Origin of the sequence: Pseudoalteromonas sp. GutCa3, assembly GCF_002836155.1 — a bacterium.
Taxonomy (GTDB): Bacteria; Pseudomonadota; Gammaproteobacteria; order Enterobacterales; family Alteromonadaceae; genus Pseudoalteromonas; species Pseudoalteromonas arctica.
On sequence record NZ_PJBK01000032.1, the window covers coordinates 72265 to 88370 of the forward strand.

Annotated in this window: 15 protein-coding genes; 12 read left to right on the top strand and 3 right to left on the bottom strand. The window is 37.5% G+C overall.

All coding sequences use genetic code 11. The annotated features are described in order from the left end of the window. Positions 1 to 65: 65 nt before the first annotated feature. From CXF64_RS06635 to CXF64_RS06650, 4 genes are all read left to right on the top strand, one after another. Positions 66 to 620, top strand: coding sequence for an elongation factor P hydroxylase (locus tag CXF64_RS06635; protein WP_101216625.1), 555 nt, complete (start codon positions 66 to 68; stop codon positions 618 to 620). Continuing rightward, a complete protein-coding gene (locus CXF64_RS06640; RefSeq protein WP_101216626.1) occupies positions 610 to 1773 on the top strand; it encodes an ATP-NAD kinase family protein in 1164 nt (387 codons plus the stop codon). The genes CXF64_RS06635 and CXF64_RS06640 overlap by 11 nt, the downstream gene beginning before the upstream one ends. Next, the gene (locus CXF64_RS06645) at positions 1770 to 2045 is read left to right on the top strand and encodes a YfcL family protein (protein ID WP_002962183.1); all 276 of its coding nucleotides are present in this window, start codon (positions 1770 to 1772) and stop codon (positions 2043 to 2045) included. Before CXF64_RS06640 ends, CXF64_RS06645 begins: the two co-directional genes overlap by 4 nt. Positions 2046 to 2189: 144 nt before the next feature. Continuing rightward, on the top strand, positions 2190 to 3743 hold the full coding sequence (locus CXF64_RS06650; protein ID WP_101216627.1) for an AbgT family transporter: 1554 nt from the start codon (positions 2190 to 2192) through the stop codon (positions 3741 to 3743). Positions 3744 to 3823: 80 nt separating this feature from the next. Here CXF64_RS06650 and CXF64_RS20940 read toward each other — a convergent pair whose 3' ends face one another. From CXF64_RS20940 to CXF64_RS06665, 3 genes are all read right to left on the bottom strand, one after another. Beyond that, positions 3824 to 4138, bottom strand: a complete 315-nt coding sequence (locus tag CXF64_RS20940; protein ID WP_232783792.1) for a hypothetical protein — start codon at positions 4136 to 4138, stop codon at positions 3824 to 3826. A gap of 512 nt (positions 4139 to 4650) precedes the next feature. Continuing rightward, a complete protein-coding gene (locus CXF64_RS06660) occupies positions 4651 to 6516 on the bottom strand; it encodes a DEAD/DEAH box helicase (RefSeq protein WP_007585469.1) in 1866 nt (621 codons plus the stop codon). Positions 6517 to 6676: 160 nt separating this feature from the next. Then, positions 6677 to 6940, bottom strand: a complete 264-nt coding sequence (locus tag CXF64_RS06665) for a GrxA family glutaredoxin (protein ID WP_007585470.1) — start codon at positions 6938 to 6940, stop codon at positions 6677 to 6679. 257 nt (positions 6941 to 7197) lie between these two features. On the opposite strand from CXF64_RS06665, the gene CXF64_RS06670 reads away from it, so the two are divergent. From CXF64_RS06670 to CXF64_RS06705, 8 genes are all read left to right on the top strand, one after another. Beyond that, positions 7198 to 8235: a response regulator gene (locus CXF64_RS06670; RefSeq protein ID WP_101216629.1), complete on the top strand. Its 1038-nt coding sequence runs from the start codon at positions 7198 to 7200 to the stop codon at positions 8233 to 8235. Between the two features lie 22 nt (positions 8236 to 8257). Beyond that, positions 8258 to 8866 (top strand): isochorismatase family cysteine hydrolase, encoded by a 609-nt coding sequence (locus CXF64_RS06675; RefSeq protein ID WP_101216630.1) that lies wholly within the window; start codon positions 8258 to 8260, stop codon positions 8864 to 8866. Further along, complete coding sequence (locus CXF64_RS06680; RefSeq protein WP_101216631.1) at positions 8859 to 11669, top strand: PAS domain-containing hybrid sensor histidine kinase/response regulator; 2811 nt, start codon at positions 8859 to 8861, stop codon at positions 11667 to 11669. Before CXF64_RS06675 ends, CXF64_RS06680 begins: the two co-directional genes overlap by 8 nt. A 336-nt stretch (positions 11670 to 12005) precedes the next feature. After that, on the top strand, positions 12006 to 12296 hold the full coding sequence (locus CXF64_RS06685; RefSeq protein ID WP_024591629.1) for a hypothetical protein: 291 nt from the start codon (positions 12006 to 12008) through the stop codon (positions 12294 to 12296). A 427-nt stretch (positions 12297 to 12723) separates the two neighbouring features. Continuing rightward, positions 12724 to 13536 (top strand): putative bifunctional diguanylate cyclase/phosphodiesterase, encoded by an 813-nt coding sequence (locus CXF64_RS06690; protein ID WP_231388455.1) that lies wholly within the window; start codon positions 12724 to 12726, stop codon positions 13534 to 13536. A gap of 108 nt (positions 13537 to 13644) precedes the next feature. After that, entirely contained in the window at positions 13645 to 14019 is a 375-nt protein-coding gene (locus CXF64_RS06695; RefSeq protein WP_101216632.1) for an Hpt domain-containing protein, read from the top strand. A 9-nt stretch (positions 14020 to 14028) separates the two neighbouring features. Further along, positions 14029 to 15426, top strand: a complete 1398-nt coding sequence (locus tag CXF64_RS06700; RefSeq protein ID WP_007585492.1) for a sigma-54-dependent transcriptional regulator — start codon at positions 14029 to 14031, stop codon at positions 15424 to 15426. Positions 15427 to 15538: 112 nt separating this feature from the next. Next, complete coding sequence (locus CXF64_RS06705; protein ID WP_007585494.1) at positions 15539 to 16069, top strand: peroxiredoxin-like family protein; 531 nt, start codon at positions 15539 to 15541, stop codon at positions 16067 to 16069. Positions 16070 to 16106 lie beyond the last annotated feature (37 nt).

Sequence of the window (16106 nt, forward strand, 5' to 3'; positions counted from 1 at the left end):
GTACAATTCGTCTCGTTTTTACTGCGCAAAATAGCGCTGCAACCGAGAAAAATTAGCCTAATTTTATGCATCAAATAGCTGATCTAATTTCAATTTTTGAACGCACTTTTTATCAAAGTCATAATACATGTCTGATAAAAGGCGATTTTGAACCTGTGTATTTACCAGCAACAGAGCAGGTGCCATATCACCAAGTTGTATTTGCGCATGGTTTTTATGCCAGTGCATTACATGAAATAGCACACTGGCTGGTGACCGGTGATGCTCGTCGGTTATTAGAAGATTACGGCTATTGGTACTGCCCAGACGGGCGCGACAAACAAAAACAAGCTGAGTTTGAAAACGTAGAAGTAAAGCCTCAGGCTATAGAGTGGTTATTAAGCACCGCAGCAGGGTTTAATTTTAATGTGTCGGTGGATAACTTAAACGGCGAGCAAACATGTCGGTTTGATTTTCAGCAGCGAGTACATGTGCGCGTATTATCGTTAATCGAAAATGGCTTTAACTCTCGTACAGAGTCACTTTTAAAAGCACTCTCTGATTTTTATAATACACAGTGGCCATTAACAGCGCAGCAATTTAATTGGCAACATCCGAAGGAGCTTTGTAATGGCGTTTAAATTAGGTTTAATTGTAAACCCAGTAGCGGGTTTAGGCGGCACAGTTGCTTTAAAAGGTAGTGATGGCGCACACACAGCCGCTAAAGCAATCGAATTAGGTGCAGAACCAAAAGCAAATAGCCGCACAAAAGCAGCGCTTGAAGTGCTATTGCCTTATAAAGAACGCTTAATCATTTACACCGTTAACGGTGACATGGGTGAGCAAACAGCAAAAGCCTTGGGCTTTAATGTAGAGGTTGTATACAACTCTGAAGTAGTAACAACCTCAGATGACACAGAACAAGCAGCAAAAGTACTTAAAGACTTTGGTGTTGATTTAGTTTTATTTGCTGGAGGCGATGGTACAGCGCGTAATATTTGCCATGCAATAGAGGATACCGTTCCGGTACTTGGTATTCCTGCAGGCTGTAAAATTCATTCTGGTGTATACGCCATTACACCAAAAGCTGCAGGGCGCGTAGTCGAAATGCTGGTTAAGGGGGAGTTAGTTACCTTAGCTGATGCAGATGTAATGGATATAGATGAAGATGCCTTTAGACAAGGCACAGTAAAAGCAAAGCGCTACGGTGAAATGCAAACACCCAGCGAAGTACGTTATATGCAAGCTGTTAAAAATGGCGGTAAAGAAACCGACGAATTAGTACTAGCTGATATTGCTGCGCATGTTGTATCGCAAATGGATGAAGATACATTTTATATTATGGGTAGCGGCTCAACCGTTGAAGCCATAATGGAAGAAATGGGACTTGAGAATACGTTGCTTGGCGTTGATTTAATAAAAGATCAAACCTTAGTTGCTCAAGATTTAACGGCGAAGCAATTACTTGAGCTTACACATGATCAAAGTACTAAGTTAGTCATTACGCTCATTGGCGGGCAAGGGCATATATTTGGCCGTGGTAACCAGCAATTGAGCCCTGCGCTTATACGCGCAATTGGCAAAGAAAATATTATTGTAGTAGCAACTAAAACAAAACTACAAGCGCTTAATGGTCGCCCCCTTATTTGTGATACAGGCGATGGCGAATTAGATGATGAATTAACGGGTTATATTAAAGTAACCACCGGATTTAACGACCATATTATGTATGCAGTAGGGCACCAAAACCTTGAAAATACAGGTGCTTTACAAAACCAGGAGATTAATAAATGAGTTTAGTGAACTATATCGATGCAGCCCAGCAGTACTTCGATGATTTAGTAATAAAAGCAACTGACGATGAGTTATTTGCAGGCGGCTATTTACGAGGTCATTTTGATCTTGCAGTTGGTTATGCCGAAGTAGAAAAGCTGACAATCAGTATAGATGAACTAAACGAAACTGTAGAGCAAAGCTTAGTTAAAGCATATCGCAACGGCGAGCTTAACGAAGAAGACAAGACATTAGTTGCACGCTTGTGGGAAGAAGTTAAAGCCCTCGCTTAAAAGTAAGTGATACAAAAAACACGATTTGTTTATCACTATCGTGTTTTTTTGTGTCCAAAACTTTTAAAGCAGATTTTTATGTTAATTTACTGTTTTGTTTTTATGCGATATTGTTACTAAAAATAAATTTTAGGAACAATAAAAATGAATAATAATCAAGACGCTTTACCTTCAGGGGTTGTTGCGCGTTTTTTAAATTTTGTTGAGCGGGTTGGCAATAAGCTTCCAGATCCAGCCGTAATATTTCTGTTTGCAATGTTATTAATTTGGTTTTTGTCGTGGTGGTTTTCAGGTGTAAGCTTTGATGCAATAGACCCACGTACCGGTGAAGCGATTATTATTAATAATATGCTGGCAAGTGATTCGCTCGCTACTTTTTTATCCTCTATGGTAAAAACCTTTACTGGCTTTGCTCCCTTAGGTGTCGTTTTAGTAGCTATGTTAGGTGTAGGTGTTGCAGAGCATTCGGGCTTTATTAATACCGGTCTTAAGTTAATGCTTAAAGTTACTCCTAAAAAGCTATTAACGCCTTCAATCATTTTAGTGGCTATTGTGAGCCATACCGCTACTGACGCAGGTTATGTATTAGTTATTCCACTTGCCGGTGTTATATTTTATGCTGCAGGACGCCATCCGCTTGCGGGTATTGCAGCTGCATTTGCAGGAGTCAGTGGTGGTTTTGGGGCTAACTTTATTCCATCAGGGATTGATCCATTACTACAAAGCTTTACCCAAAGTGCGGCGCAAATAATTAATCCTGCAATAACAATTAACCCGTTAAATAACTGGGCATTTGCTTCAGCATCTAGCTTATTTATTGTGGCATTAGGCTGGTACATTACCGATAAAATTATTGAACCACGTTTACAAAAAACAGCAGTTGATGGTGCTAAAGAGGATTTACCTGTATTTGAAGATGCACGTAGTGATGAAAAACGTGCCTTTTATATAGCCAGTACCGTGATGATTGCAGGACTTGCGTTATTAGCATTTGTCTCTGCTCCAGACGATTCTGCAATGCGCAGTAGTGACGGATCCCTTACTAATTTTAGCTCTCCTTTAATGCAATCAATTGTACCACTAATATTTTTACTTTTTTGGCTACCTGGCACAGTATATGGTTTTACGGTAGGTACCTTTAAAACTTCAAAAGATATGATTGATGCAATGAGTAAAGCGATGAGCGGCATGGCATATTATATCGTTATGGCGTTTTTTTGTTCGCTATTTATTGCTGCATTTAGTAAATCAAATTTAGGTGCATTACTCGCAATCGAAGGTGCGCAGTTATTAAAGGCGATGGAATTGCCAAGTGCAGTAACGGTTGTGGGCATTATCTTTTTAACTGGCTTTGTTAACTTGTTTGTAGGTTCAAGTTCAGCAAAATGGGCATTACTTGGCCCTATTTTTGTACCGATGTTAATGCAACTTGGCATTTCACCAGACTTAACTCAAGCCGCTTATCGTGTAGGTGACTCAAGTTCTAATATTATTACACCGTTAATGCCTTATTTCCCATTAGTGGTGGTGTACTGTCAAAAGTATGTGAAAGGCACCGGTATAGGTACTTTAATTGCTATTATGCTACCGTACTCAATCGCCTTTATGATTGGCTGGAGTATCTTTTTATTAGGTTACTGGGCACTTGGTATTCCACTAGGGCTTGATGCTAGCTACGTTTACCCAGCTTTGCCTTAACCTAAACCTTGATTTATGAACCTCACTCACTTGAGTGAGGTTTTTAAATAAAAGTCCTGTAATGTAAAAGTAAGTCTAAGTTACTTTTCTAAATCTCTCACTATATAGCCAAATAAGTTGGCCTCACCAACAATATACACATAATCGTTTTTGTTGTTTATTATTGTAGACTTAGCGTCGTACCACCTAAAATCATGAATTTTATTCGTTTTAGGGTCTTTGAAGTATAAATGAGTACAACTATCTTCATACTCGGTGCCACATTTTTGTACATCGGTCAGTATATATTCCTTATACCAATAGCCGCCTTGCGTGTAGTAAGCCCATAATTTAATGGGATCAGAGATAAAAATATAGAGTATTCCATAGATTAATAAAGGGGATAATGGGTACATGAAAATGGATGCCAATTTCATTTTTGTATCTGAAAAATTGTATTTAAGTGATTCTCTATATTTACTGCAGCGTTTGTATTTATTGAATATAAGTATATTTAAATAGATAAATAGTGCGCAACAGATAATAGGGACGGCTATAAAGAAAACAACGTCGTATAGCTCATTTGAGATGAATGGTGGATCTGTAAAGTCCATTAAAATAGGAATAGTGATGCATAATAAAATGGAGAGTATTATTGCTACAAAGAGCAAGTTGTCGTAAATCTTTTTCAATTTTTAATTCATCCGTGAACTATAGCCTTTGTTTAGTTTACAGAATTTTTGTTATTTTAAAAATCAGAGGAATATATTTTTAGGAATTAAGTAACCCGAACTCAGGCTAAAAAAACTATCTCAAGCTGCTATTGAATTGACGCGAAGGTTTACTTTGTATTCACTGTGGCAGCAGCTTAAAAAAAAAAAAACCTTGTCACTTTCGTGGCAAGGTTTTTTTATTAAAGAGTCGTTGCTTATTTAGCTGTGAAGCTTACTGGGCGACGTTCTTTACGAGGGCCAGTACGCTTATCACCGCGTTGGCTATCGTCTTTATCTTTACTAAAGGTGCGCTTTTTGTCACCAGCTGGACGCTCAGAGCGTTCTGCACGTGGCTCAGCAGGGCCTTGATCTTGTGTAATTGTTAAGCCCATAGGACGTTTACAAATAAACACTTTTTGGAAATGATCAAGTACATCTTTAGGCATGTTTTGCGGTAATTGAACCGTACTGTGATTGTCGTGTAAACGAATATCACCAATAAACTTGCTTGAGATGTCAGCTTCGTTAGCGATAGCGCCAACAATGTTCTTAACCTGAACACCGTGTTCACGACCTACTTCGATACGGTAAGTATCCATAGGGCCTGCATCACGGCTGTTACGTTCGCGAGGTTTACGCTCAGCGCGTTCACCACCACGTTCGCCGCCACGTTCGTTACGACGTCCACGGTCACCACCGCGATCATTGCGGTCGTTACTACGTGGGTTGCGATCGTTACGCTCGTTACGTTCACGAGGTTGAATCTTAACTTCTTCAACTTTAATTGGAGACTGTTGCTGTGCTAAACACAGTAACGCACCCGCTAAGCTTTCAAGAGGAAGTTCAAGTTTTTCAGCCATGTTAGTAGCTATCTCGTTAAAGAATGTAATATCTTTGTTTTCAAGCGCAATAGTTAATTTTGCTTGTAACGCTTCAATACGTTTTTCTTCAACGATTTTTGCAGTTGGTAATTCAACTTGTGCAATTTCAGACTTCGTATGACGAATGATATTTTTAAGTAAATAACGTTCGTTATGTTTTACGAATAAAATTGCTTTACCAGTACGACCAGCACGACCTGTACGGCCGATACGGTGAACGTAGGCTTCAGAATCTTGTGGTATATCGTAGTTGATAACTAAGCTTAAGCGGTCAACATCTAGACCACGAGCAGCAACGTCTGTTGCAATAACAACATTTAGCATGCCGCTTTTTAAGCGTTCTACAGTGCGTTCACGTGCTTGCTGGTTCATATCACCATTAAGTGGAGCAGCAGAGAAACCTTCGCGCTCTAATAACTCAGCAAGTTGTACTGTATCGTTACGCGTACGTACGAAAACAATAGCACCTTCATACTGTTCAGCTTCTAAGAAGCGAACAATAGCTTTATTTTTATGTACGCTTGCATTCCAAAACACTTGCTCAACAGATGATACTGTAGAGTTACGCGCAGAAATATGAACCTGTTCAGGATTGTTCATATACTTGCTGCTGATGTTTTGAATTTGCTTAGGCATAGTCGCAGAGAAAAGACATGTTTGCTTTTCGCGCGGTGTTTTTTCCATGATGCTTTCTACATCATCGATAAAGCCCATACGTAACATTTCATCGGCTTCATCAAGTACAAGTGCTTGTAGAGCATCAAACTTGATAGTGCCACGGTTAATGTGATCGATTAAACGACCTGGAGTTGCAACAATAACCTGAGCGCCACGACGAAGTGCGCTTAATTGGATACTGTAGCTTTGGCCACCATATAGTGCCAATACTTCAATACCACGCACATGTTTAGCATATTGTTCGAATGCCTCAGCAACTTGGATCGCAAGCTCACGTGTTGGTGTGAGTACAAGGATCTGTGGCTGTTTCACAGACGGGTCAATATTATTTAGTAATGGCAGTGCAAATGCTGCGGTTTTACCTGTACCCGTTTGAGCTAGTCCCAGTACGTCCTTTCTTTCTAGCAATAACGGTATACATTGAGCTTGGATTTCAGATGGTGTCTTGTAACCCAACTCTTCAACTGCCTTCAAAATTGCAGGAGAAAGATTTAGAGATTCAAACGTGACTGGTTCTGACATTAATACGCCTCAACGAATTTAAAGAGGCGCGCATTATATAGGATTCGCGAGGCAAATGCTTGTATAAATTGAAACTAATTTGTATGTGTTTGATGTTGGTCGAAATTTAACCAGCTCAATATAGGGTTTATTAAACTGGTTAACATATTTAATACAAAGCTTATTTATACAAGCCTAGGTTTTCTTTTGCATAAGCTTCAAATTCTGTAAATCCACCAATGTGATTTTGGTCTACAAAAATTTGTGGAACAGTAGGGCAAGGCTTACCCGCTGACTTTTCAAGGTCGGCTTTACTAATGCCTTCTTTAATTATGTCGATGTAACGAAATTTAAAGTCATCACGTTCATTTGATAATTGCTCAGCAACATCTTTCGCACGAACACAAAATGGACAGCCTTCACGGCCAAAAATTACGGTTAACATAGCTTTCTCCTCAATTTGATTAATATCAGTTTAAATGAATGGAAAATTATTTAAAGAGAAAAAAATCGATTGCACCATTCTAATAAAAGCATAAATCATATTATGCATAGCAATATGATTTGCAAAATGCGAATGAAAAACCAGAGCCCTGTTTGTCTAATACTTAAGTCTATGAATGCAAGTATGTTTACAAGAATTAATTTATGGCACATAACTTGATGATGTAGAGCTATACATTGGGTTAACGAGAATGCTTTATGAATATTAATAGTCACGTTTTAGAAATTATCCAAGGGGTAATAGGTAAATATTGTGAAACCCAAAGTCAAAAATTCTCTATTACCTTAATCAACAAGTTGCAATGTAACTACGTTTGTTTGCAAATTCCGCCAGAGCAAATGATTGCACAATGCGAGGCGTTTCTTACTCCGGCGCTAGCAGCAGTAAAGCAGTGCTTTTTATTGACGCTCGAAGCAAATATTCAGGGAGTTAGTATTCACTATCAGATTGATGATTCTGAACAAGTAAACACGTTGGATTTTCACGGGCTCTTAGCAACTAAAGAGTCTGTTAGTTTAGCGCTTGATGTTAGACAAAATGTAGACGTTTTAACTGATTGCGAAGCGTTACTCAAAAGCTGTTTAAAAATGTCAGCTAATACTCACGATCGTTTTGGTTTAAATTTTAAATTATTTAATAGCACGCTTAGAGAGTCTGCACAGCTAGAGGATTTACGCCATCTTAGTGGTAACGCATTAATTGATAAATTAAATAGTGACAGCTTAAATACACACATAAAGTTGTGCTCTATTAACGACATTTACGAGCTGAGCCAAGCTCATAAACTATCTAAAAAAATATTAGGCTGGCCATTTTTTGATACCGACTTAATTACTATTTTAACAACATTTCACATACAAACACGTTTATCGGTATTAGTAGCAGACGACAGCTTACCGAGCCAAATTGCTACAAAAGTAATGCTTGAAATGCTGGGCTGCTTAGTAACGTGTGCAGAAAATGGTGCCAGTGCATTAACACTTGCTCAAAATGAACCATTTGACTTGCTACTTTTAGATGAGCGTATGCCAGGAATGTTTGGTAGCGATGTGGCGCAGCAATTAGTTAGGCAAAATACACCTAATAACAATACTCCTAAAGTTATTTTAACGGGGTTAACAGGCGATGAGCAAATAGCTGAGTTGTTTGATAAAGGAATTACTCACTATTTACAGAAGCCAGTGACAAAAGCGGTACTTGAGAAATTTATTAAACCTTGGCAGTTAGCCTCTTAAATTGATTAATAAGGAGAGAGTTATGGATGATTTCTCTAAGACAGCACCTATTTTAATTGGTTTTCAAAACAATTACTTTTTGCCAAAAGGCATTTTGTATGACGAGGTTGAAGAGTCATCAAGAATTACTGGCGTGGGGGAAAATACACTCTATTTATTGACCTTCTGCGCAGAGCAATTTGCTTTAGTTATTAATACACCCATTCACTTTACGCAAAACTATAGCGAGCTTAAAAATCCGATTGGTATATTAAAAGTCATTGCGGTGGGGGCATTTAAAGCAGGTTCGTACGGTGCTCAAACCATTAAGCAGCTAGACCTTTTTAGTAATATTATAGAGGTGGTATTTGGGAAAAGAAGTTTAAATGCTTTTACACATATAGGTTTAGCCGAAAACATCAAAAAACATGGGGCCACTAATATAATTTTAGCGGGTACTGTGTCTTCTATCTGTATTGATTCAACTGCGCGCACTGCTGTTGCACGTGGTTCTAATGCCACTATTTTAAGTGACTGCACACCGAGACGCACTTCTTTTGAACAAGCATTCTACCGTGAAAAGGTTTCCCTTCTTTATGCACGAGTTTGTCAGAGTAATACTTTTATAAAGTATTGGAGAGATCATGAATAATAATGATGAGCTACAAGTTCAAATCCAATATGCACTAGTTGAAAAACTTTCCAATAGTAATCGACGTCAAGCAAAGCTATTAGCTATTTTAGATGAGTGTATTTTTGAGTGTGATAAACATTTGAATTTTACTTATATTAATGAAGCTTGGGAGAAGAAGTTAGGTTACTCAACCGATTCATTAATTGGCTCCAATATTACTAAGTTAATGAATTGCGATGATATTATGCATTTTGTCGCATACAGCTGTTGTTTACTAGAAGGGAAGCAGGCTCCCAGTGTAGAAATACAAATTAAAAGCAGCATCGGGCTCATGAACTGGTTTGAGTTAAGGTTAGTTTATGATGAAAAAAGCGGCTTTATAGGCTCGTTCTATGACATTCAACGTCATAAAGATTCTCAATTATTGCTCACACAACAACAAAAATATGTAAAACGCTTATCGCTTGTTGCGAGCCATACAAATAACTTAGTAATAATTACAGATAAATTTGGCGTAATTGAGTGGGTTAACAATAGTTTTGAAGTACTTACAGGTTACACCTGTGATGAGGTTATAGGCACTAGCCCTGGTCAATTACTGCAAGGGCCAAAAACATGTGAAAAAAGCCGTAAGGTTATGTCTCACGCTGTAAAAAATGGGCTTCCTTTTCAAGTTGAAACCACAAATTACGATAAAAATGGTAACGTTTATTGGGTTGCTATTGATGCAAATCCAGTGCGAGATGATGAAGGTAAAGTAAAGCATTTTATCGCTATAGAAACTAATATTACGCAGCGAGTTAAAGCTGAACAAGCAATGGCAGAGATAGAATATAACTATCACTCTGTCGTAGATAATATTCCTGATATTGTTTTACGCCTTGATACATTTGGCAACCTATTATTTATAAATCAAGCATGGCAACGCGTCTTACACAGCAATGTAGATGAGAGCCTTGGCTTACCTATAATTAAGTTTATAGCAAAAGAAGATGTAGAAAAAATTAGTAGCACTTTGCTTGATTATAAACATGGTAAGCGTGATATACGTCGCTTTGATATACGTTTGATTAATGCACAAGGGATAAATAATTGGGTTGAAATGACACTTACTCCCATTGTGGGTGGCTACGAAAGCGATTTGTTATCTATTGCCGCAACACTTGTTGATATACAAGAACGTATTGAAAGCGAGCAAATATTGCTTGAAGCTAAACATCAGGCAGAAACATTAGCTGAGTCTAAAAGCCGATTTATGGCAAATATTAGCCATGAAATTCGCACGCCATTAAATGCCGTTATTAGCTCTGCAGATATTTTGCATCATACCGGTTTAACTTCTGAGCAAATGCGTTACACACAAATGATTAAAACAAGCTCTGATGCATTACTGAGTGTATTGGATGATGTATTAACGTATTCGCGTTTTGAAGCACAAGCTATAACACTCGATAATCAGCCATTTAGTATTGATACGTGTATTGAAGAAGCAATAGATATAATTTCCCAAAGCGCTTTGCAAAAAGGGCTTGAGGTTGTTTTTGATTTTTATCCAGATGTCCCCGCTCAAGTAATTGGTGATCATGCACGTATAAGGCAAATAGCCATTAATTTATTAGCCAATGCGATTAAGTTTACTCAGCAAGGCGTAATAACGGTGACCGTTAGATGTACTTACATTGGAGCCAATAATTTAAATCTTCATTTATCAGTAAAAGACACTGGAATGGGAATCGCAAAAAATAAAATAGAAAGTATGTTTATGCCTTTTATTCAATCAGATAATTCAATTACCCGAAAACATGGTGGTAGTGGCTTAGGCCTTGCTATATGTAAGCAAATTTGTGATGTAGTAGGGGGAGATATTTCGGTTAACTCTGAGCTCAATAAAGGGAGTGAGTTTATCGTTAATTACCCGTTACAAATAGACACAACCGACTCAATATTGCGAGAGGGGTTTGCAGCACGAAGTAAAAAGCCAAGAGTATGGATTGTAGGACATAACCAAATTTTAAAAACCGCGTTGGAGCACACACTCACTCGGTTTTCTATCGCTTTTGAGCACTATGAAATATGCCCAGATATCCCTGAGTATGATAGTTTTCCTGATGCAATTGTATTAACTGATCCTCCAATGCTAGCCCAAACACGCGAGTGTATAAATACATATAACTCCCTTAATTCACCATGTTTACTTATCTTAGACTTACTAGGTGAAAGCTTATTACCGCAAAATCTTAACGACAGAGAGCTTAGGTTAAATGGCCCTTTTAAAGTATCGCATGTACCGCGAGCAATTAGTTTATTGGAAGAGCAGTTATTTCATTTAGATATTATATTTACTAATCGTGAACAAATAGAAGCCTTAGAAAGCTCTTCAGGGTTAACTCAGTTGAATGGGACCAATGTATTGATTGCTGAAGATAATACTAATAATCAAATAGTAATAAGACAGTTTTTAGAGCAAAAAGGTTGTCGGGTATATGTTGCTAGCGATGGGCAGGAGGCAATAACCAAGGCTAAAAACAATAAACTTGATATTATTTTTATGGATATCCAGATGCCAATACTAGATGGGATCTCTGCAACTAAAGCAATCAGAAAGTTAGGTATAGTCACCCCTATAATAGCGCTCACAGCAAATGCAATTCATGGTGATAAAGAGCGATTTATTGAAGTGGGGATGAATGATTATTTAGCTAAACCAATTGTAAGTGAAACACTTTATTTATTGCTTGATAAATATGCACCAAAGCAGGCTATTGAATCTAAGCATCTAAAGCTTACTCGTTTAGCGCAAGTGTGGGAAAAGCTGAGCTGAGCAATTGAAGAGCAATATAAAAAGTGGGTTTGTGTTGCATAAAACTTGATAAACGAAGAAATTAACCTAGTATTTTAGGAGTAAGTTAAATTTATTTTTTAGTATTTAATGAGTGTTTTTATTATAGTTTTTCAATTTGATTCGCAAATTGCAATTCAAAATAAAAATACAACGTTACGAATTATTTTTGGATTCTAAATTACATTTTTAATTTTTTTAATGCTTTGATTTTGTTATTTATTTTATCTTTCGTTTGTTTTTGTTTAGTTGGCACGGCTTTCGCAACATATTAAATATCAAATCAAGACAATTTAGTTAAATTTTAAGGGGTGCAAAATGCAAACAAACACAAAAGCTAAACAACAGCCTAAAGGTAACAATTGGGTACTTACACCTGAAATCATGGTTTTGTCTATTTTGCTTGTTGCCACTTTAATAATAGGTATTACAGTTTTACGAGGTAGCGATTCGATTGAACCGTTGGCAGATATACAGCCAATTACTTTTACACAAGCTGATGTTGAAAACGCACAGTTGATGAGTAATACATTTGACTCGCAAAATACTAACTATGCACAACATGTAACTGCTCCTAAAAACGAAAATAACGACACTCTTTCAAACTAGAGACTTTTGCGCAGGTAACTATTTATAGTTGCCTGCGTTTTTTTATGTTCCTACCACCGTTTTAACTTTCTATCCCTCCCTATAAAATTAGCTATATGCTTTTAAATTTAGATTGTGCTTAACCTAAACAGGGTTTTATCAAAGCTTTCTCTTTTCTCACCTACAATTGCTAACACTAGCTTTAGTAGCAGCTATTAACTGGCTTATCTGTGCTTTATAGGCTCGATTAAGCGCTCATTTGCCAATTTAGGTGCATAGCAAACTGAATTGCAAAATGCGAATAAAGTGGGAGAACTAAAATCTTTTAACCTTCCAATTTAACCGTCTGAATCCATTGGTTTTTATTTCTATTTTTCCACATTTAAAATGGCCTGTAAATTGCTACTCATTATAATAAGTCACTAAGAGTGAAAAACGGAGCAAAATCATGAGTGCGTTTAAATACCTAGAATCGGAAAGCCCAGTCAATCTCGCAAGATGGCATGAGTTAGAAAGAATCATGTCTGATTCAATGCAAAATAATTATTTTAAAATGGTTTATCAACCGCTTGTATCATTAGGAACGGGAAAGTTGGTCGGCTTTGAGTCGCTAGTAAGGTGCCAATCACCGCGCTTTGGTATTGTAGGCCCTGATGAGTTTATCCCGCATGTAGAGCAATCGGGAATGATTTTAGAATTAGGTGACTGGATTTTTGAGCAATGTTTGTCTGATTTAAAACAGATGCGACATTTTGGTATGACAGATATTGCTGTTTCTTTAAATATTTCACCGGTACAAATTTTAGATGGTGATGTGTTTTCAAAAGTAATGGCTTTGCTAGAAAAGCACCAAATACCACCACAAGCCATTAAAGTTGAATTAACGGAAACAGCGCTCATTCATAGTCCTGATAAAATAGCTAAGGCGTTTGAAAACTTCCATAAAGAAGGCGTAAAGGTGTGGATTGATGATTTTGGCACTGGGTACGCGTCTTTAGGTCTACTTCGTCAATTTGATATCGATGGTTTAAAAATTGATCGCAGTTTTGTAAGTGGTATTGCAACTAATAACGAAGACTTTACGTTATGTAGCGCAATTATTGCGATGGCTCAACGATTGGGCTTACAAACTGTAGCAGAAGGCATTGAAGAGAATGAGCAATTACAAATATTAGAACAACTTGGTTGTGATATTGCTCAGGGGTACTTGCTCGATAAGCCGCAAACATTAACAAAAAGTATTGATACCTGGGCTCTGTAATTGTTTATATTCATTTTGATTTGCAAAATGCAAAAAACAAATTACTCTTAAACTACAATTCTTATATTTTATTAGTGTACGAAGCTTTAACTTACACAAAGGTTATCTATGCCTATATCAGAGCAGTTTATCGATAAAAGTATTACGGAGCTAAATGTTTTAATTCAACTTGAAAAGGATGTTGGAATAAGCGTTTTAGCTCGATTAGTAAACTTATTTATCGATGAATTAGTTACTATGGCTAACCAATTAGATACGGCAATTAATAATGCAGATATTATAAAAATTAGAGAAATAATGCATGTTTTGAAAAACTCGGCTGCCTTATATGGAGCCGCTCCTTTAGCTGCATTGGCAACACAGTTACACGATTCACCACCACCAACCACAGAAGAAAATTTGCATGCAGCGCTTGTTATTAAGCATAACTTGGATAAAACCCGAGATGCATATCAAATAATGAGTAAGAGTATAGCTATCTAGGAGAAAGCCGTGTCAGATATAATGGGTAAAGGCCTTGTTTATATCGTTGAAGATAGCATCGCAAGTGGTGCTTTGTACGCCAGTCAGCTAGAGCAAGTAGGTTTTGAATGTAAGCATTTCGCAGATGGATATTCTGCTTTGGTCGGTATTAAAGAAAAAATGCCTGCGGTGATAGTACAAGATGTATGCTTGCCTGATATAAGTGGGCTTGAAGTTTTACAATTTGTAAATAAACAAAAAAATCCTGCTAATGTAGTCATGATCACCTCAAATAGTTCTATTGATATTGCAGTGGAAGCTATGCGTTTAGGTGGCTTCGATTTTTTAGAAAAACCCTTCACAAGTCAGCGACTTATTAGCTCAGTAGAAAGTGCGTTAACACCCAAAGAGCAAGCTAAAGTACAACCTTTGGTTCAAAGCAGTGATAAAAGCCAAGATTTTGTTGGTGAATCTCTCGCAATGAAAACCGTTTTTAGATTGCTAGATAGCGCAGCTAGAAGCAAAGCATGCGTATTTATTACAGGTGAAAGTGGAACCGGTAAAGAAGTATGCGCACAAACCCTTCATGATTCGAGCCCTCGCAGCCAAGGCCCTTTTATTGCTATAAACTGTGCTGCGATCCCTGCTGAGTTATTTGAATCAGAATTTTTTGGGCATGTTAAAGGGGCATTTAGTGGCGCTTTAAGCGATCGTAAAGGCGCAGTTGAAGTGGCCAACGGCGGTACGTTATTTCTAGATGAACTATGTGAAATGGAGCTTAACTTACAAGCTAAGTTATTGCGCTTTTTACAAACTGGCATATTTAGCAAGGTTGGTAGCAGCGAAGTATTACACAGCGATGTCCGCTTGGTATGTGCAACCAACAGAAATCCAATAATAGAGGTAGCAGAGGGGCGCTTTAGAGAAGATTTATATTATCGTTTAAATGTTATCCCCGTAAAGCTCCCGCCTTTAAGGGAGCGCGGAAACGATATTTTGCTGCTCGCTGAGTATATTTTAAAACAAAAAAGCGATAGCAACGCTAAACATTTTATTGGCTTTTCTGATGAAGTTAAGGCGCTTTTTTGTAATTACGATTGGCCAGGAAATATACGCGAACTGCAAAATGTAATTGAAAATACAGTCGTTATTAATGATGGCGATGTAATAGAAAGAGATATGCTACCAAATTCATTTGGTCTAGGCGCTGTAAAACACTCAAGCTCAACTAAGTCAATTCACAATACAAACGATCAGAGTGTTCAATTATCTCCTATGTCGGTTCACGATATAGAACCATTATGGCAAGTTGAAAAAAGGGCTATTGAAAACGCAATCAAAAGCTGCGAAGACAACATTCCTCTTGCTGCTGCTTATTTAGGGGTAAGTGCATCTACCATTTATAGAAAAATAAAGGGATGGTCTTAAAGCTTTAATAGATTTTAATTGCAATTTTAGGTTGAATTAATAAAAGTTACCCTAAACTCTATGTGTAAGAGCAAAATTAATTTTTAATCTGAAATAGTAAAAGGAGATCGCAATGAGTAACACTAGTTTAAAACCTGCGGATATTATGCCATCACTAGTAGTGAGTGATGTTGATGAGAAAAAGGTAGATTTAGTTGACAGAATAAGTGACTCTCCGTGGAAAATGATTGTTGTTTATCGAGGCCAGCACTGCCCTAAATGTACTGCGCAACTCAACGAGCTTGCTAAAGTTCATAAAGACTTTAAAGAGGCTGGAGTTGAAGTGGTTGCAGTAAGTGGTGATAGCCATGAGCAGCTTAATAAACATCTTGAAAAAATAGATATTAACTTCCCAATTTACTATGGTTTAACAATCGAACAAATGACTGATTTAGGGCTACATATTAGCGAGCCTCGCAGTGGTGCAGAAACTGATCATCCATTTGCTGAACCAGGAATTTATGTGCTTAATGAAAAAAATCAGCTTCAAATGGTCGATATATCAAACAGCCCGTTTGTTCGTCCTGATTTAGAGCAACTGCTAGGTGGGATTAAGTTTTCAAGAGAAAACGACTATCCAATCCGGGGCACATTTATTAAATAGTATTCATTTTACATGGTTTCAAAAAAGGCACTCTTCA